Below are 19559 nucleotides of genomic sequence, written 5' to 3'. Positions count from 1 at the left end.
GATTTGAAATTCTATTACAAAAATTCAAAACTTTCTTGTTTAGCCAATTTTAGGTAAACCGCTTTTATAAGTTTGAGATTAACTTCTTCTGAAAGTTTAATTAATCTTTCACTTGAATAATTGGGTTTAACTAATATCAAGGAATTGAATTTTGGAAAACAGGATTTATTAAATCGGCATACCATAGTATGCAAGCAGAATAGGTGATAAAAAACATTCAACAGTTAATTCTGAAAACCTTCTGTTTATGAAAACAAAGCAAATTAAATTTCGAGTTTTAGCAATTGCGCTAGTAAGTTATACGATTGCTTCTTTGACGTCTTGTGATACTAACCTCGAGTTGGTACAGTCAATTAATGAAGAGTTCACCGAAGTGAATTCTATAGAAATAGAATCATCTTTTTTGGATGTTTCCTATATAGGTAATCCAAATTTGGAGTCTGTGCAGCTTATTGGAGTTTTGGAATCCAGCAGGGCAGGAAATTATTCTATCGAGTACAAAGTAGATAAGAACAAGTTGATCATAGAGGTAGAGCGCCATGGCTCCGGGGCTGGCAATAATCGAGGTTATATTAACCTTACAGGGCCAGAACTGATGGATATAGAGCTGGAAGCTGGATCTGGGAATATTCAAATCAGCCAGGTGATTGCAAATGAATTCGAGTTTGATGGAGGTTCCGGAAATGTGGAATTGTCAGATATCAGTGCACCGGAACTGGATTTGAAGTTAAGTTCGGGTAGGATTAATGCTTATGATCTTGTGGGGAATGTGGAGCTGGAAATTTCCTCAGGAAATGCCACTATTTCAAACCTTGAAGGAGATCTAAATGCAGTCGGATCAAGCGGGAAGTTTACATTCAAAATGATTAAGGGTAAGGTAAATAGCTCACTTAATTCTGGAAATGGTGTTTTGAACGGAGTTCAGGAAATTGGGAGGTTGAAAATTTCTTCAGGAAATTACACCGTAAATGATTCTTATTTTGGATCTACCACCAAATTGGAAGGTTCTTCAGGAAATTTTGACATACAGACAGACTCCCACTTAAGTGATTTTAATTTTGACATTAAAACTTCCAGCGGAAATATCAGAGTAGGAGAGAGTACCTCTTCAGGCTCTTTGAAAATAAATAACGGTTCTCATTATACTGTGTCAGGTGTTGTCTCTAGTGGCAACATTAAAATAGAAAACTAGTGAAAGGTTGTTTTCAAACCACCCAAAAACCCGACCGAGGTCGGGTTTTTTATGTGTAATTTTGAATCACATTGATCGCTGAAGTATACGCAAAGGAGTACAATTGGGGCGAAACATTTTCGTCTGATATTATTATAAAGGAGTGTGAAGAGATCAATGATTTTGGTTCAAGCTCTCTTGCCATCGGACGGGTCTGAAGACATGCACCAGATTGCTTAATTTTAAAAAATCACTTGCAACCCTCCACTAACTCCTCCGAAACTTCTATAAATACCATTGGTAGTCGTTTTTTCGAGGATATTCCAACCGCTTGTGAAATCATCCTGCCCAGGATCCAGGAAGGCGAAGTTTAAACTTGGGCCAACATAAGCACGAAGATGGTTTCCGAATCTAAAGCCAGGGATAAGTCGAAACGATTGGATATGATTTGTGACCTCTACAAAATCGCTTGCTGTCATTGACACAAACTCTGTGTCCAATGTAAACTTCCGGTCTGGAATCAAATGAATTCCCAATCCTGCTTCCAGTCCGATCGGAGTGTTGATGTCTCTCAGGTTGTAAGCCAATCCAAGAATCCCATACATTTTTCGCCCACCTGACCTAAAGTCAAAATGTGTAAAACCAGATTCATCAATCGAAAGACCTAAGTTCTTTTCTCCATTTTTGACAATGTTAAGTAAGCCAACAGGGTAATCACTTTCTTGGGCCACATTGATCAGCGCAAATTGAAATCCATTGACAATTTTGGCTCGGTTGACAATGGATGTGAGTTGATTGTCAACAGAGTCTCCGGCAAGATTTGAAATTCCAGCTAATTGGAAGCCAGCGGATTTTGAGGTGTTATTAGTGATTCCGGCAAGTTGAAAATGTTTTGATTTTTCAGCGTGATTTACAATTCCTGCAATTTGCACAGCAGCTGTATCTTGGACATAGTTGGCGATTCCTCCCACCTGAAGTCCTTTTACACTGCCTTTTACTTGATTGAAAATCCCACCAACTTGAAGTCCGTCTACATTTTTATAGACAGAGTTGTAGATTCCACCGACCTGCAGACCTTTGGAACTTCCGCCAACCAAGTTGAAAATCCCGGCAACTTGAAGAGATTTAACATCCCGCTTGTTGATGTTGAAAATCCCCGCTATTTCCATTCCCTCAATTCCAGCAGTATATCCGCCGATTAGGTTAAGCGAAAACTTGCTAATCGTCTGACTGCTGAACATTCCTTTGGTGCTCAGACCTGGAATGAGCGACATTTGCACAGGGCTTTCGGCAAAGAAGCTACCCATGTTGATTCCTTGAAGCCTTTGTTTGAAACCGATAAAAGCTTTTCCAAGAAAACTCTCTTCCAAAGCCTTGGTAGTGCTATCGCCAGGGATGTATCGAAATCGGCGGTTCTCTTTTTCCGCTACAATATCTACTGTGGGCATTAGCAAAAAAGTGGTGTCCCGGTAATTTTCCTTACTCAACGTAAGCCAAATCGAAGAATTCTGCTTTTTATATTTCAGCTTGAAATAGCCATTCTGATCCGTCAATGTCGAAGCAAGGCTATTTTTATCATAAATACTGGCCCGGCTTACCGCTTCTTGTGTACTGCTATTTCTAATGTATCCTTTTACGGTGACGGTATTGAATCGCTTGTCCATTTCTGCATCCAGATCCAATTTTTCCGGCGCATAGCGGATGATAATATAACCAGGCAATTCCTTGTACTCATATTCATTTCCAAGCTCTTTTAGAAGAAAATCACCAATGGTTCCTGAATAGTTTTCATTTGATAGAGGGTTGTCCAATGGTAGCAAAGCGCTTTCATAGGAAAAATAAAAATCGTTTTTGGATGAAAGTGTATCCAGCATCTGTCCAAGGCTAAATGCATCTTTACTTTCAAATTGGATTTTTTTCTCCAGCATCATCTGAGAAAAACCTTCCAATGAATTCATCAAAAAAACCAAAAGTAGGAGAGTGTACCGAAAAAGTGGGTTGAATCTCAACATTGAAAACTTGGGATTAAAATCTGGGGTAATTTAACAAAGTAAGGACTATGATTTTTTCAACCATAGTCCTTTATTTCCATGAAAAGGCTGTTTACTGAATGATAATCTTTCCGTCTTGACGAATGATGGTAAGATTTAGCGTTTCTCGAAGCACTTCTAGATTCTTGTCAAGCGAGTCAAATTCCAAAGTGGTGGTGATTGCTAAAACTTTCAATTCCTCTCTAGCAATTTCTATGTTTGAATCGTAGGCTTCATTCAAGGAGGTGACTAATTCCTGCAATGGAATTCCATCTGCCTGGAATTTCTTACTGACGTAATAATTGTACAGGTTATTGGAAGGAATAGTCTTTAGCATCTCTCCGGATTCCTGATTTACAGAAAGTTTTTCTTCAGGCCTCAGCACCTCTTTTTTACCATCAATCTCAACTTGGACGGACCCAGTCACGACAATTACTTCAGTGATATTCCCTGTTGTTTTAACGTGGAAACTTGTTCCTAACACAGTTATTTGAACAGCTTCAGATTGAATAACAAATGGCTTTTGCTCATTTCGCTTTACATCAAAAAAGGCCTCTCCGCTCTCTAGGATTACTTTTCTTTCTTTGGCAAAAAGCATTTGTGAGTAGCTTAGGGATGTATTTCTATTCAAAGTAATCGCTGTACCATCAAGTAGCGGAACTTCAATAGGAGTAGCTTCTGACTGAAGTTCAACAGAACTGAAATAGGCTCTTCCTGATTGTGGTAGAAAAGCCGAATAGACCCAAGCTGATATAAATAGTAAGGTTATTGCCGCGGCTGCTCTAAACCAATTACTTTGTAAAAAGCGCTGGTTTTGTTTTGGAGCAATAGCTAATTTCTTGTCTCTAAGGTCAGTGAACCTTTGCCAAGCTTGATTTTCATCCAACTCGCTTTTTTCAAGTAAAACCTTACTGGAGTTCCAAACCCACTGAATTTCTTCAAATTGCTTTTTATTTGATTCATCTTCTGAAATCCACTCTTGAACAGCCTTGGTCTCCTCCGAATCACTTTCCTGAAGCAAATATTTGATTAATTTTTCTTCGTTCATGGTTTCCATAGCTTATAGATTTATCAAAAACATCAAAAGCAGCGGAAGAAACTCTGCCAATTCTACTCGCAGTGTTTTCAGTGCTTTACCCATATGCGCTTCCACCGTTTTGATGGAGATGTCTAGCCTATCGGCTATTTCCTGATATTTCAGTTCCTCAAACCTGCTGAGATTGAATACCATTCGGCATTTCTCAGGTAGTTTTTCCAGCGCCAATTGAAAGCGCTCATATAATTCATTTTCTTGCCCTTTGATCTGCTCACCGACTTGCTCAGGTTTTCCCTGTGTCATTTCGTAGTGTGCATGATCCCAATGCTTCCGTTTCACTTTCTGATGGTTGATATGGTTCAGACTGTCATGGTAAACAGCTCGGTAGAGGTAAGCCTTCAGCGAACTGTTGATTTCTAAGGATTCCCGCTTTTCCCAAAGCTTGAGAAATACGCTCTGGACTATTTCCTCTGCAGATTCCGACTCTTTCAAAATAGCCATTGCGTAGGCGTGCAAAGCCTTGAAATAAATCTTAAAAACTGCTTCGAACGACTCTTCATCGACGAGAGTGGATGTGTTTGACGGATGTAATAGTTTCTCGGTCACCTTCGATTTTTTGATGCTTTCATAGCTATGACAAGCTGAACTGGCTTTACCCTTAGTGCATTTAGTAAAAATAGCAAGAATTAGTGTAGGCTGGAAGACCGAAGACGGGAGACCGAAGTGGCCTTAAACGGTGGTTTTTCATAGAACTAGTTAGAGAAATTTTGACTTAACGATTAGCCTAACTGATAGCGAATGTCGTAAGATGCTACAATTCTTCTGTCTCCTGTCTTCCGTCTCCTGTCTTTTTTAAAATCTTACATTCAACCCCGCAGTAAATCCCAAAAGGACAGTGTGGTAATTTCCATTCCAGTGATCATCCCAAATTGTCAATCCTGTATGGTCAACGGTATCGAGTTCATTGGAGTGCATATAGGAAAGGCTTGGTCCAGCAAACAGATGAATGCCCCGAGAGATCTTTAATGCAGGAAGTAGTTGTAAGCTTGATTTGTTGAAATCATTGCCTTCAAAATCAGTCAGGTATTTGCTAACTACTTCGGCATCCAAGCGAAAGTGATTCGATTCTGTCAAATTCAGCCCTAATCCAACTTCAAACCCGAACGGTAAATCCTTTACTTCCACATTCGTACCTAAACCGACAATTCCATATACACGCTTCCCTCCAGAGCGAAAGGTCAAAAAGGAATTGAAGTTTTCATCGATGGATACACCAAGTCTGTGATCTCCATTTTTCACAATGTTGACCAGACCTATCGTGACGTCACTACTGTCAGCAATATTAATTAAGCCGATTTGCATGCCATTTACTTTTCTGGCTTGGTTTACCAATCCGGCTATTTGAAGACCATCTACTTGCTCAGCTACATTAGAAATCCCCGCGATCTGGATTCCCTTGACGGTTTTGGCTACAGTGGCTATTCCTGCAATTTGTCCTCCATCAATATTTTGAGAAATGGTGGTGATTCCTCCGATTTGCAGTCCATTTACAGATTTGGACAAACTGGATATTCCCGCCGCCTGAATTCCGCTTAGCGTATCAGCAATGTTGGTAATACCAGCAAATTGAGCTCCGTCCACATCTTTTGCAAGGTTGAAAATTCCTGCTGCCTGAAAAGCTGAATTGCCTTGGTTAATGTTGGCGATACCCGAGAATTGAGCACCCTGAGTTGCATCTTCACTTTGATTGAGGATTCCAGCCGCCTGAAATCCAGTGACATTTCCAGAGACATGATTCCAGAGTCCGGAGATCTGAGCTCCGTTTACATCTCCTTTGACCATTCCTGCCAGACCATAAATTGCTGCACCATTTTCACCGCCTGACAAGCCAGTAAGCACATGTAAACTGAAATTGTTGGTGTACTCTTCGGCTTTCGTGCCATGGGTGGAAATAGGGTAGAATACGCCAAGATGAGTAGGGCTTTTTTCCTGAGCTAAGCAAATTGAAAGGAGTGTGAAGAAAATAAGTGAGAAGAGAGATGATTTCAAAACGAGAGTTTTCATGAGAGTGAGTTTTAGTAATTCCACCTTCCTAAGGCGTCAGCATTGAATGCTGGCCTTGGAGATTTTGCAGGAGTTTGAATAGTGAAATTTTGCTTGTGTAATTAATCGAGCAGAAGCGCGATCAATTGAGAGGGTGCATCAATGTTGATTACCTTTTTATCTTCTAGCTCAATGTTGAGTGCATATTCCAATTCGTAAATCAATCCATTGAGGAAGATCTTGTCCATTCGTAGATCGAAGAGGAAGTGGTCGTGTTTTCTCTGGCCTGTCAATACGATTCCGTATTCGCTGAAGACTTGAGTGATTTTTCGGAGTTGGCTATATTTTCCCATGTTGTCATTTTTTGTGATGTTGCTTTTATGACAGCTGGGTTGGGGATTACCCTTAGTGGGAAAGAAAAAAACGATAAAAATTTAACCGCAGTGATCGCAGAGTGTTACGCAGAGAGCGCACTGTGTTAAAAACCAAAATGTTATTTGAAAAAACTTCTGGGCTTTATGAAAAAAATCCCCCTGCCCCCTTTGTAAAGGGAGAGTTACATCAACTTGAACCTCAGAGTTAAATTTCTCAAATGGATTCCATTTACAAGAAAGATCGAAGTACCATTTGAGGCAATCCCCCTTCTTAAGGGGGTTAGGGGGATTTCAATCCACAATGAATTTTCGATTAAGGAATTGACGGAATATTTGAAAAAAAAATAGCTTATTTACAACCCAGAAGCTATTGATTTTAAGCCTCTTTCTTCAATCAGTGTTTCTCTTACTTTAAGTGATCGGAATGCTTGGATAGGGTCAATTGCCCCTCCAGATCTTCTGATGGCTTCAGCTAGTAAAGGTCGGAGATCAGTTCTATAAGCATCCTGCAAAATCTCTTGTGCTCCTGCCACATCATGGACTTCCTGAGCTGCTTCCAAAGACTTGCTGTCCACTAAAAGTGCCTGAGCATATGCCAATTTGATAGCTTGCACGGATTGCAACAAGTCTTCCATTGGGTCTTTCAGATTGTGGCTTGCATCGATCATCCAAGAAAGTGGGGGATTGTTTGTCTCTTCAAAACCTTTTACCAGTTCCTGGAAAATCAGGAATAATTGGTACGGTTTGACACTGCCCACAGTAAGATCATCATCACCGTATTTGGAGTCGTTGAAGTGAAATCCACCCAATTTCTCCTCAGACATTAACGTGGTGACAATCTGTTCAATATTTGTGTTAGGCAGATGATGCCCTAGATCAACTAGCGTATAAGCCTTTTTACCCAGTTTGTTAGCTAGTAAAAAAGATGTTCCCCAATCATGAATCACGGTGCTGTAGAAATTCGGCTCGTAAGGTTTATATTCAATCAGTAGCTTCCAGTCTTCAGGAATATCCTTATAGATCTCTTGAAGAGATAAATGTGTGTTTTCCAGCGCTTTTCTCAAGCTATGCTGTCCAGGGAAACTGCTTCCATCAGCCAACCAGACAGTCAATGCTTTGGAACCTAATTTTTCCCCAATCTCAATTACCTGCTTATTATGCTCTACTGCCAATTCTCGAACAGCTTGCTCAGAATTCGCTAGAGAACCAAATTTATAGCTATGAGCTTGATTTGCCTGATCCTGAAAAGTATTGGAGTTTACCGCATCGAAACTGATACCAACTTCCGAAGCACTGTCTTTGATGGCTTGATAATCACTTGGGATATCCCAAGGAATATGCAGGGAAACAGCGTTGCTGGACTGATTAAGAGCATGTATGATTCCTACATCCTGGATTTTTTGTATCAAAGTGGCCGGTTCTCCGCCTCCAGAAAATCTCCCGAACCGTGTGCCGCCTGTTCCCAGAGCCCAACTTGGAATTGCAATTTGCAAAGCTTGAACCTTGGAAATTAGAGCTTCTACATCAACTCCTTTTTTGTCCAGACTTTCCGCTAGGAATTCAAAGCTTCTGTTGTGCTCTGCACTTTGGGAGTTGTTTTGTGATTGTATTTGATCGAGGGTAAGTTTCATTGGGATGATTTATTCGTATTAGACATATTTGAATTTTGTCGACAGTCCACAGACGACCGTCAACAGAAATGAGTGCAGAAATAGTAATTTAAGTACTTACTATCTCAGTTACTAAAATAGTTCTGTGGTCCGTGGACTGTTGACTGTTTACTGTAGACAAATTAAACTTCTTCCTCTTCAGACTTATTCATCCAAAGGGAAGCTGTGGAGAACCATATTATCGTCCCGATTAACATCAGTGTTTTGGAAAGTTCGGGAGTAATTATTCCTTTGAAAACCAGAAAGGATGGAGACAGTGTCAGTGCTAAAGCAGCGAATGATATTATTTTTAGTATATTTTTCACAATCAGTAAGTTAAAGGAATGGTAGGAGAGACGTTTGTAGTCTTTTTCTGTAGCGCTTTTGAAGCTAGTAGATAAACAAATACAGCTACAAACCAGCCTGGAAGTCCAAGGAAGAAAATTTCCACTCCTCCATAAATATTCAAGCCCAAACAAAAGATAAGAGATATTGCCCAAGTGATTCCCACAGCAGGATTGAAGTTGGATTTGGTCAGTTCAGCATAGTTGCTGACAAGTCCCATTTTTGGTAACACAAATACATCCAAGAAAATCACTGCGCCAAGTGGCATCAGGATCAATCCATAAAGTGCTACGAATTCTAACAGCTGCATCACCAAGGCAGGGAAACAGGCGGCGATCGTTGTCACCAAACCTACAAAGAGAGTTACTTTCCAAGTCTTCCATTTCGGATTGATAGATTGGATAGCAAGTCCAGCCCGATATAGAGTGGGGTTTGCGGTCGTCCAGCCTGCGATCACTACGCAAACTGCTCCTGCTATTCCAGCAGCTTCATAAGCGATAGGTCCTGGGGCGAATACTAAACTGCCTTTGGACTCCAAAAGGAAAAGAGAATACAAAATGCCTGAAGCCATCCAAGCGATAAAGTGGCCTAAGAAAACACCGGTAGCGGATGAAAATCCATACGTCCATTTCTTTGCATAGCGTAGGAGAGACATATCGGCCATTCCGATATGCATACCCATATTACAAAACCAGGCAAAAAACATGATATGCCAAAATGTGAATTTGCTTTGCCCTTCCAGTGGAACTCCATTCCAAATCGTGCTGTCGGCTACAGGCCAAAACTCAGAAAAGGAAGTGATTCCTAATCTTGGCAATACGCCTACAGCTGCTGCGATAAAGATCATAATCATCCATGGCGCTGCGATATTCGCGAATTTTGAAATCACATTGAAACCAAACATGGCTACTACTGTGGTAATGGTTCCAATACCAAAAACCGTAATAACCCAGCCTATACTATTTGGATACACATCAGTAAGAGAGGGCATCTGAAGGTTGAAAGGTATTCCAACAGCTGTGGCTGAAACAGCGATCATAGAACCAGCCAAAAAGCAAAAAAGCGCAGCGTTTACTACGTTATAAACAAGAGTAAATCTGTTTCCAGCTATTTTTTCCAGCTGGTAATAAAGGGTCGTTCTAGTCTTAACAGCTACTTTTCCAGTGAAAAATGCCCAACTCAAAACTGCTAAAATATTACCTACAATAAGTCCGCTCACCAAATCACCTGCAGAAGCACCGTGAGCGACGAAAAGTGGACCAAGTACAAATTCAGTCCCTGCGGTATGTTCTCCGGCATAGGTTCCGATAAAGCTTTTCCAACCTTTAAGTTTGTTTTTTGGTATTGGAGTTCGCTCGTATTCGTTGACAGCTTCGAGCCGCTGTTTCAAGTTTTGGTTTGATGACATAGGTTTTCTTTTGAGCTAGCGTTCAAATTAGGTTTGGAGATGCTGTCATGTATCCTGTGCTATATGGGTTTTTTAAACGAAAACATCTTTTTAATTAGCTTTGGAGCTAAAATTCAGCGATTTCGATTTTGCCACCCAAGCCAGAAGGCATGGTTTTCCAGTTACTTGCATCAAAAGGCTTATAATCGATGTTGACAAAGTTGATTTCATGGTAATTTCTCCATTCAATTCCATTTCTATCCAAGTACCTGATGCTATTCGCCATCAGGTTTGCTACTTCTATTTTAATGGTGTTTTTGCCGTTTTGTAATTCCTCAGTGATATCCAGTTGATAAGGAATACTCCAAATATTACCTGCGTATTCTCCATTGATCCAGATTTTGGCAGATTCATATACCTTATCGATCGTCATTAAATACTGCTTTCCTTCAGTTTTTTTGATATCAAATTCGCTGGTATAACTTGCCTGTCCTGAGAAATCATCCGCTTCTGGGGAATTGTTATCAGTCCAAGGTTTGACTGTTTCCATCTTTTGGGAAGCAGGAACTTTAGGCTGGCCTTGGGTAAAAGTCAGTTCCCAGTTTTTAGAAATAACCGTAGTATAAAATGCTTTGCTGTAATCTGGCCAAGCTGGAATGTTTAATTGAACTTTCTCATCAAAAGTCTTGAGGAAAATGGATTCTCCGGATTTTAGATAGATAGAAACACTTGTGCCTTCAGAGGCACTTGAAGTAGGAATTTCTCCAGTTTTTCCGGTCAGCGGATCCATGGCCATTACAGTTCCTGCTTTTGTGTTTAGGGAAATGGTTTGGGAAATAGTATTCGCACTGTGATTCACCAAGAAATAGTAAGTACCATCAGCCACTTTTCTACGGATAAAATCCAACCCAGAATCCACTAGCTTTTCCCTATAAATCCCTAAATCTTCTAAAGCATTACGGGAGTCTTGATTTAGAATGACCTGACCCTTTCCCATGTTTACCTTTCCACCTTGAAATACCAAAGAAGCCCATAAAGCATCAAACTCAGCTTGCCTTGACTCTTGGTCAGAATGATAACCAGGGATGGATTTTGGCTTGGATTGGAAAATCACTTTTGCACCATCTACCGCCAATTTCAGGATGTCTCTCAAAGTCTCAATGGGCATAAACTCTGTTTCTGGAATAAGCAAAACTTTCGCTGAGTTAGTAGGAGAGGTATGAATCAACTCATCTTTCACGGATGATTTACCAATCATATCATCCGAGATAAAATCAAGGGAATAACCTGCTTCCATCAGGCTTTTGGACTGCTTATAAAATTCAGTAGGATGCAGCCATTCATCGACAGCATGAACTGTGATCATTTCCATTTTGCCCTTTGGCTCCGCCCAGACATCATACACCGGCCAGTAAACCAACAATTCATTATCTGCTTTGCCAGCTTGCAAAATAGCCTGTGATCTAGCGATGTACTCATTAAAGCCCTTGAAGTGAGGCCAAAGACTGTTTTGCTGAGTAAGATTCAGCGAAGCGTAAAACAACCAACCAGGATAAGGAATATCCTCTGGACTGTAAGTCACACCATGATAGAAAATGTGATTAACCCCTGCCAAGAATGCCTGCTCTACCTCAGGTTTCATCTGGGAAAATGAAGATTTGAAATGCTCACCCAGCCAAGTAAAGGTCTCGGATGAAACTAGATTTTTGCCTGTCAAATGTGCCGCAGAAGAGGCAAACTTCAACATGATAGGATCTGGATCTACATTTCTAATGTCTGCGCTATCTCTTCGCAAACCTGGAATAGGGAAGTAGCTGGAGCCGAAAGTCTCACACTCCGGGATATCCACCGCAGCATAAAGATCAAGCAAATTCCCTGGGGAACCGTGTGCTTGGTTCTTGGTGAGTTTGGATTGACTATGTGCCCAACTCGTCCAGTTTTTAGTGAAGTTGGTCAACAAAAGGTCATTGATCGTTTCTCTATAATCAGATTTTACTCTCCGAACTTTCTCAGTCTTTTCTTCACTTTCCAAAAAGGGCAGGAACTCTTTTAAATCGTATCCTCTTTGTTTTTCAAATTCCTCAAAAAAGCTGGCTGTAAAGTCTGCTCCGTAAACTTCAAAACTGTCATTGTAAAATGACCGAATACCATAATCCTTTCCGGCAAATGCTTTTTCGAAATATGAATTGTAGGAATCAACCGCAGATTTGCTGAAGTGATCTAAAGTAAATCCGACTCCGCCTGGAGCCGCACGCTTTACCATTTGACCTGTTTTATCTAAGAAAATAGCCTTGATCTGCCAAGATCCGGCTTCATTCCAATCAAGTTGCCCATCGGCAGTCACAGACGAGGTGATATCTTTTGCATTTAAGTCTTTGTCGTAAGCCATCACAGCGATCAGCTTAGCATCGTATTGATTTTCTCTTCTCTTTTGGAATTTAATAGGAGTTGAAAATGCTTGGCCATCAGCCTTTTCATAGTCCTGAATCACCATTCTTGTTGCGGCATTTTCCACACTTACCTGAGGTCCTCCATAAGGCCAACCCGTTCCCTGAGTCATATCAACACCCATTCCAAGAGACTGAGCTTTGTTTACAGTCAAATCCAACATGCTCAACCACTCTTCTGAAAGAAATTCTAGGTAGCGATCTTCATAGCCTTTTGCTCCATAAATAGGTGCGATTTCCACTCCTCCAAGTCCAGCTTCATTATACGTTTCCAATAGTTTGGACAGGTTCTTTTCATCCACGGCATTTCCCATCCACCACCAGCGAGTCCAAGGTTTTGCGGTCTGGGTGATTTCTGGCCATTCAGCTGAAGCAGGCGGCTTTTTATCTAAAAGTTGAAAGCCCAAAAAAGCTAGGATGGGAAAAAGGAGTAGGAGGTATTTGGATTTTGAGAACATAGGTAATGGGTTATTGTAAGTCAAAAACATTTGGCAGTGCCACTGAAATAGGAGAGTTGTCAGGATTAGTTTCCATGATGTCAGCCATGTATTTCCACCAACGTTGAACGATTTCTGTGCTTCCCAGATCCTGGGAATTGGCTTCCCCCTCGATTACTTGATAGGCGAAAAGATTAGATGTCTCTTTGTCCAAAAATATCTGATAATCAATGATTCCTGTGTCCTTGAGTAAAGTGACTAATTCAGGCCAGATCTCACGATGTCTTCGTTCGTATTCTTCTTCGAATCCGCGAATGAGTTTCATTCGAAAGGCTAGTTTTTGAGGCATGTTGGGTTGAATTTGTTGATTGAAAAGGAGGTAGAGTTTAGCTAAATTAAGTTAAAGCTATTCATTTTTTAAAAAGTCTTTTAGGTCAATTCCATTGAGACTTTCAATTGCTTCCGCTACAATCTTCGCATTCAATTCTGCGCCTGCTTCAATGGTATGCGTGTGATCTGTGTCAATGAAGTAGTGTGCTTTTACATAGGTTTCACCCAACTCATCATACTGATCAGCCACCAACTGGTTCAAATCTATAAAGGTTGTTTCGGTATCTTCAGCGACTTGCTTAGCCCAAAGGCCATAGTCCTTTTCTGCAGTGACAACTTTTCCTTCTTCCCAGCTATTTCTTGGAATCAGAGAGCACACGATAGGAGTGACACCCTTTGCTTTGGCTGCCAAAATCATCTGCCTCAAATACTGTCCGTAAGAATACACTGTTTCCTGGCTTTTGGTGATTGGATTGTAAATGTTTTGAGCTTCCAAACCGGCACTTTTGATCGTACCACGTGCCCTAGCTTCATCGTCAAGTGGGCTGGAGTCATTGTGACCAAATTGCATGATGAGATAATCACCAGGTTCTAATTTATCCAATACCGTTTGCCACATTCCATATGTCTGGAACGTACGGCTACTCGTGCCGCCCAGCGCATGGTTTTGCACTTTGATTTGGTCTGAGTCAAAATAAGGAGCTATAAAATCACCCCATCCCCAAAGTCCGCCAGCTCCATCACCTTGACCATTTTTGACGGTAGAATCGCCAATCAGGAATAGGGTAGGTTTATCCTTTTTCAAATAATCTTTAATGTCACAGTCTTTCAGTCCCCGCAAGCCCTCAGTAACAGACCAAGCATTGATCCTGGCTCCAGCTTCATTGGTATGCGTGTGATCTCGTTCAAAAAGGCCTTTTACAACCTCCTGACCCCATTTATCGTATTGATCTGCCACTATTGAATTCAGGTCAATGAAAAAAGCGCCTTGCCTTCTGGCTGCATCTCTAGCCCATTTGCCAAAATCCTGATTGGCTCTTTCGACTTCTCCGTCTTGAAATGTGTTGCGAGGAATCATGGACGCCACGATCGGAGTGGCGCCTTTAGCTTTGGTATCGCTGATGAATTTCTCTAAATACCAGCCATAAGTATGGACAGTTTCTTTGGTGCCATCCGGCCAAGTGAGCTCCTTCGTTTCATCACCCATTCCTCTTAAAACACCTCTGTAACCAGCTTTGGTAGTGTCGGTGACAGATCCCTCATTGTGCCCAAATTGCATGATGACATAATCACCTGGATTCAGGGTTTCCAGCACTTTTTCCCATCTTCCTTCTTTGATAAAGGTTCGGGTGCTTCTTCCTGCCATGGCTTGATTGCTGACTTCTACTTTTGTGCTGTCAAAAAACTCCTGTAAAAAATTCCCCCAACCTCGCTGTAAATTGCCTTCACCACCATTTCTAACAGTGGAATCTCCGATGAGGTAAATGGTTTTCTTTTCACCAAAAGGTTGATGAAAAGCAGTGAGTAGGAGAGCTAAAACAAGTATTAATACGGAATTAGTGGGTTTGCTGAGATTCATCAATTACTAGGCTGAGCGAAAAGAATTACAAATTTTAAGGAGCCCAATTTAACAAAAGAATAGAAGGGGAATAACCTGTGGTGTCCTAAGAAAAATTTTCCCGCAGATTGACGCAGAAAACCAACGCAGATATTCGCAGATTTTATTGTCGTCAACTTCTACTCTGCGTAAATCTGCGGGATTGATCTCCGAAAATCTGCGGAAAAAAAATAATTTAAAATGGAAATATCAACAGTGCATGTTGTCCAACGGTATTGAAATCCCGCCAAACCCGATTCATTTCTGTATGGGTTTTTGCAGCTTCCAAACCAGCGAAAGGATAAAGCTTTCCATTTATCTCTCTACATTTTTGTGTGAGTTTTCTACTGATTTTACTGACTTTCTTTAATCTAGACTCCGATATTTTGCCATTTTCATTAAGTTCTTTCCAGGATGAGTCTACTTGACTATAAAATTCATCCCGTAGTTTTTGAAGTTTTTTGTCTTGTTGACTAAGGAGGTTTTGAAAATAGCGAAGGTGTTTTTTATCGTACTTTCTATACTCATGTCTCTTCCAAAAGGAATGTTCAATCAGTTCTATCAAATGTTTAGAAATTCCCAGAATATTTGCCGCTAGTGTAGCTTCTGCAAATTGCAAGAAGGGGTATTGATAAATAGGAGCGATGAGCTGAGCTTTCTCAGGAAGAATTTCAAAACATCTGTCTAGTGGAACGGATAGATTTTCGCACTTGAAAGCATGACTTCCGGTTGCGATCATTCCCATGTAATTCCAGCCATCCAGAATCTCCACATCTTTTCGATCCAAGACGAAGGCTTTGATCACTGGCATTCCTTTTTTATCCAAAAGTGGCTTACCATCTTCTAAGATTTCACAGTTGGCTGTGAGGTGTGTCGCATGCAAAGCACCGGAAGCATAGGTCCAGCTTCCAGTGATGATGTATCTATCACCAACCTTGTTAGCTTTTCCTCCCACAAATCCACTACCTGCCAGACATAGTTTTTCGTCAGGAAAAATGTCTTTTCGAACGGATTCATCCATAAAGCCCACAAACCAAGCAGCTCCTGCGCAAAGAGTCACCGTCCATCCCAAACTTCCGTCCAGCTTTGCTAATTTCTCTTCAATTTTAAGCGCTTCAGGCAAGGTGCATCCTAGACCCCCCAAATCCTTAGGGACGAAGAGCTTAAACCATTTTTCCGCATAAATTTCAGTCAGCCACTCTTCGGGAAGCTGTCCTAGTTTTTCTGCTTTTTGGGCTAGTTCATGGTTAAACAGTTGCGAGTTTTGCATCGGGTTGGTCCAGTTCTTTTTTCCAATCGAAATAGCCAAAAATAGCTACCACGAAAAGGAATATGGTTAGTAATGACATTAAAATCAACTCTTTATGAAAGAGTAAAGGAATGGCTATTATGTTGGATACATTCAGCCAAATCCAGTTTTCCAGCTTTCTTTTGGCCAAAAGCCACATGCCAGCCCAAGCTGTAGACGACACAAAAGCATCTACAATAGGCACGTCAGAGTCTGTAAAGTTGGTGAGCATAAAGTACAGAAAACCCCAGCCAAGAACAGCGATGGCCCAGGTGATTTTCTTTTCCTTAGCAGTACTTCGGGAGATTTGGGAAGCTCCGCTGGCAGAGCGATTTTTCCACATTGCCCAGCCATAAATGCTCATTACCAAGTAATAGGCATGAAGTAAGGTTTCTGCATACAGCTTGGCATCGACCAGCAGAAATCCTGAACACAGAATTCCAATAATGCCTGCAGGGTAGAGTAGGACATTATTTTTTTTAGCAAGGAGTACTTCTGTGACTCCAAAACTCACACCAATCCATTCCAGTAAACTGGTGGCTTTGATCTGCTCAAGTAGCAGATTCAGGTCAATAGAAAATAACATTTGAATAACGTTTTATGATTATTCAAAAAAGGGAGAACAGCAATCTAGTCCCTACGCCGGCATTACCCGGATCAGGTGCTCCCGATAAATCGGGATGGGTATGATCTCAGCCCGTAACTTCTAGGGCACCCCTCATTTGATGGTTCAAATATAGAAAATATTAATTTCCTCGAGAGAAAGATGAAGGATAAAATAGTTTGAAAAATATGCGCGTTTCAGTAGTCCTTTAAAAAAAGGCCAGTCAACTTTCGTCAACCGGCCTATACATTGTACCCTATGCTAAAGAATTATAATGGTTTGCTCTGTGCTTGTGAATAGACAAGTTCGGCTACACCGGCTGTTTTGGCGCCTACCCTTACGAAAATATCACTTCTAGAAGCTAATCCTCCTGGGATAGGAACATTTACTGTGATTGGTGTCCCGTATACTATCTGATCCATTGGTACTCTAAAAACCCCATCATTTCTGACAGCATCAGTGAGCATGGTTCTACCCATGTAAATTGATGCATACTCCAAGTTTCTACCACTGTTAGTATTCTCAAGAGTAAAGGTTACTGAAATAGAGTTTTCATTTACATCAAAACTAGTATCGTTGATCACGAAATACGGCTGCACCTCAACATCAATCATCTGTGATCCTCTTACTTGTACAGCAATTGAATCAGTTCTGTCCATCCAAGGGCCATTACCTCTAATCAAGGTCATCTGATAATCCCCATCAAAAATCACAGCTGAGAATGTACCATCTTGAGCGACATAAACAGGTATCTTCTGAAAGAGGTCATAGCCTCTTTGCCAAAGTTCCAGTTGTACACCGTTGCTTCTTAGCCCCAAAGGCTGATCGTTATAAACTATTCTTCCAGACAAGGTGGATTTAGGTTCTTCGAAGTTATCAAACTCGCAACTGGCAGCCACTAGGCCTATCAGTAGGATCAAATAAGTATTTATTGATTTTAATTTCATAGCGTTTCCTGTTTTAGTGGAATGGGTTTCTTACGATTTTCGGGTTGGCGTCAATTACACCTTGACTAATCTCGGAGTAATAGTTTCCCAACTGAAAGAATCTCGGTGCGCGGAATCTTGGTGCAACGGACTTCATGAAGATGAATTTTCCATCACGAGGATCTCCTGGGCGTACCACACGATAAGGATAAAGACTATAAATCATGCTTTCAGGATTAGTTGTGCTGCCAGACCACTTTTCATGGGCAACTCTCCATCTTTTATAATCCCAGACTACATGGTCTTCGAAAGCTAGCTCTACTCTTCGCTCATGCATGATATCCTCCATAGTCAGGCTGCTGAGGCTATTCGCACCAAATCCAGCTCTTTCTCTTAGGGTATTGATATAGCCTAAAGCTTCCCCTGTTTGACCTAGTTCTAGCGCAGCTTCTGCGGCATTTAGGTAAATTTCTCCTAATCGGAATCTTACCCACCAAACTTCACTTCGAATACCTCTTGTACTTGCACCAACGGCATTATCCACATATTTTCTAAGGTAGAAACCAGTATTAGATACTTCTTGAATAGATCTATGTGGGCCACCTGCCGCTACTAGAGTTCCGCCATCAATATATTCTGTGGCTAATCCATCAGATTCAATTCTGTCATAACTATTTCCATTCCAAACCATTACGCCAGCTTGCATGAAGATTTCTTGACCTCTAAAAGTGGCACCAGGATAGATGATTGTTCCGTATAAGCGGGCATCTTTACCTTCGAAAATATCACTTACCTCATCATAGTAAATATAGTCTGAATCATCTGGAGTACGGATTTTTAGTTCTCCTGAGCTTCCATCTAAGTATTCGTAATCTTCTACTAAATTAAGACTAGGAGTAATAGCTGAGGAACCTAAGTTATCTTCACGAGCAGATCTAGCCACATTGTCGTAGGTAAATCCATGGCGCTTATCAGCTGAAAGAAGAAAATCCTGTGCCCAAATTACTTCAGGGTTTCCATTTTTGTTGATGACAGCTTCATAGAAGTTCTCACCTAAATCTGGATTAGATTTATATAGACTATATCCACCTTCTTCAAGAATAGTTTTGGATGCCGACAGTGATTTAGTGTAATACCCCTGAGCACGCGAGCCATCTATGCCTACCTCATTTCCAGGTAACTGAATAGGAGCACTCATAGCGGAGTTATACTTTGCCAAAGAACCAGCATAAAGTGCTGATCTGCTGATCACAGCCAGGGCAGTAAACCTATTTGCACGGGTATTGCTCCCATTGTTACCAATCGTAGGTATGATCTCCTCCATTTCACTGATGATGAAATCATATACTTCAGCTTCTGTATTCCTTGGGTTTTGCAGGTAACTTGGATCTCCACTGAAGTCATAGATTAATTCTTCTGTGATGATAGGTATTCCGCCCATACGTTTTACATGCTCAAAATAAACGTAGGCTCGGATAAATCGAAGCTCACTTAGGAATTGAGTTTTTTGATTGTCTGGCAGGGTAGATATGGTGTTTAACTTGTTAATTGAGAGGTTTATATCTCTAATCAAGCCGTAATCCCATATTTGCCAGCGATTAAAACCATATGAACCGATGTTATTTAGTCCATCGTTTCCTGAATAACCTGACCACATCGCTTCGTCATAGGCTGCAAAATCTGCCCAACCACCAGTTAGACTAGTGTGAGAAGGGAGTCTATCATAATAATTTGAAAGGACTCCAGTTACCAATTTGGTATCATTCCAAACTTGATTATCAAGTAGAATATTTGGTGGCTCAAGCTCCAGGTAATCTGGATCACAAGAAGTTGTGACAGCACCTATAAGTGCTAATCCTATTATATAAATATTGAATTTTTTCATAAGTCTTGGG

At 40.9% G+C, this 19559-nt stretch carries 16 protein-coding genes; 1 reads left to right on the top strand and 15 read right to left on the bottom strand.

What is annotated here, in order from left to right:
- Window positions 1–247 precede the first annotated feature (247 nt).
- On the top strand, window positions 248–1192 hold the full coding sequence (locus ACPUEN_RS05715) for a DUF4097 family beta strand repeat-containing protein (protein ID WP_425639149.1): 945 nt from the start codon (window positions 248–250) through the stop codon (window positions 1190–1192).
- A 221-nt stretch (window positions 1193–1413) separates the two neighbouring features.
- Here ACPUEN_RS05715 and ACPUEN_RS05710 read toward each other — a convergent pair whose 3' ends face one another.
- From ACPUEN_RS05710 to ACPUEN_RS05640, 15 genes are all read right to left on the bottom strand, one after another.
- Complete coding sequence (locus ACPUEN_RS05710; protein ID WP_425639148.1) at window positions 1414–3183, bottom strand: hypothetical protein; 1770 nt, start codon at window positions 3181–3183, stop codon at window positions 1414–1416.
- Between the two features lie 91 nt (window positions 3184–3274).
- Window positions 3275–4258: a FecR family protein gene (locus tag ACPUEN_RS05705; protein ID WP_425639147.1), complete on the bottom strand. Its 984-nt coding sequence runs from the start codon at window positions 4256–4258 to the stop codon at window positions 3275–3277.
- A gap of 3 nt (window positions 4259–4261) precedes the next feature.
- Window positions 4262–4843, bottom strand: a complete 582-nt coding sequence (locus ACPUEN_RS05700) for an RNA polymerase sigma-70 factor (protein WP_425639146.1) — start codon at window positions 4841–4843, stop codon at window positions 4262–4264.
- 246 nt (window positions 4844–5089) lie between these two features.
- Entirely contained in the window at window positions 5090–6301 is a 1212-nt protein-coding gene (locus tag ACPUEN_RS05695; RefSeq protein ID WP_425639145.1) for a hypothetical protein, read from the bottom strand.
- Window positions 6302–6402: 101 nt separating this feature from the next.
- Complete coding sequence (locus tag ACPUEN_RS05690) at window positions 6403–6633, bottom strand: acyl carrier protein (protein WP_111611097.1); 231 nt, start codon at window positions 6631–6633, stop codon at window positions 6403–6405.
- Window positions 6634–7007: 374 nt separating this feature from the next.
- The gene (locus ACPUEN_RS05685) at window positions 7008–8285 is read right to left on the bottom strand and encodes a sugar isomerase (protein ID WP_425639144.1); all 1278 of its coding nucleotides are present in this window, start codon (window positions 8283–8285) and stop codon (window positions 7008–7010) included.
- Between the two features lie 161 nt (window positions 8286–8446).
- Entirely contained in the window at window positions 8447–8629 is a 183-nt protein-coding gene (locus tag ACPUEN_RS05680) for a hypothetical protein (RefSeq protein ID WP_425639143.1), read from the bottom strand.
- Window positions 8630–8631: 2 nt separating this feature from the next.
- Window positions 8632–10056 carry a purine-cytosine permease family protein gene (locus tag ACPUEN_RS05675; protein WP_425639142.1) on the bottom strand — a complete coding sequence of 475 codons (1425 nt, stop codon included), beginning with the start codon at window positions 10054–10056 and terminating at the stop codon, window positions 8632–8634.
- A gap of 106 nt (window positions 10057–10162) precedes the next feature.
- The gene (locus ACPUEN_RS05670; protein ID WP_425639141.1) at window positions 10163–12940 is read right to left on the bottom strand and encodes a glycosyl hydrolase; all 2778 of its coding nucleotides are present in this window, start codon (window positions 12938–12940) and stop codon (window positions 10163–10165) included.
- Window positions 12941–12950: 10 nt separating this feature from the next.
- Window positions 12951–13268 (bottom strand): L-rhamnose mutarotase, encoded by a 318-nt coding sequence (gene rhaM / locus ACPUEN_RS05665; RefSeq protein WP_425639140.1) that lies wholly within the window; start codon window positions 13266–13268, stop codon window positions 12951–12953.
- A 57-nt stretch (window positions 13269–13325) separates the two neighbouring features.
- Window positions 13326–14828: a rhamnogalacturonan acetylesterase gene (locus ACPUEN_RS05660; RefSeq protein WP_425639139.1), complete on the bottom strand. Its 1503-nt coding sequence runs from the start codon at window positions 14826–14828 to the stop codon at window positions 13326–13328.
- A gap of 214 nt (window positions 14829–15042) precedes the next feature.
- Window positions 15043–16116 carry an acyl-CoA dehydrogenase family protein gene (locus ACPUEN_RS05655; RefSeq protein WP_425639138.1) on the bottom strand — a complete coding sequence of 358 codons (1074 nt, stop codon included), beginning with the start codon at window positions 16114–16116 and terminating at the stop codon, window positions 15043–15045.
- A complete protein-coding gene (pnuC, locus tag ACPUEN_RS05650) occupies window positions 16094–16720 on the bottom strand; it encodes a nicotinamide riboside transporter PnuC (RefSeq protein ID WP_425639137.1) in 627 nt (208 codons plus the stop codon). Before pnuC ends, ACPUEN_RS05655 begins: the two co-directional genes overlap by 23 nt.
- 287 nt (window positions 16721–17007) lie before the next feature.
- Window positions 17008–17685, bottom strand: a complete 678-nt coding sequence (locus tag ACPUEN_RS05645; protein WP_425639136.1) for a DUF3823 domain-containing protein — start codon at window positions 17683–17685, stop codon at window positions 17008–17010.
- A 13-nt stretch (window positions 17686–17698) separates the two neighbouring features.
- Complete coding sequence (locus ACPUEN_RS05640; protein WP_425639135.1) at window positions 17699–19549, bottom strand: RagB/SusD family nutrient uptake outer membrane protein; 1851 nt, start codon at window positions 19547–19549, stop codon at window positions 17699–17701.
- Between the last annotated feature and the right edge of the window lie 10 nt (window positions 19550–19559).

It is taken from the genome of Algoriphagus yeomjeoni (genome assembly GCF_049821175.1).
Taxonomy (GTDB): Bacteria; Bacteroidota; Bacteroidia; order Cytophagales; family Cyclobacteriaceae; genus Algoriphagus; species Algoriphagus yeomjeoni_A.
This window is presented reverse-complemented; position numbering and strand designations above follow the sequence as displayed.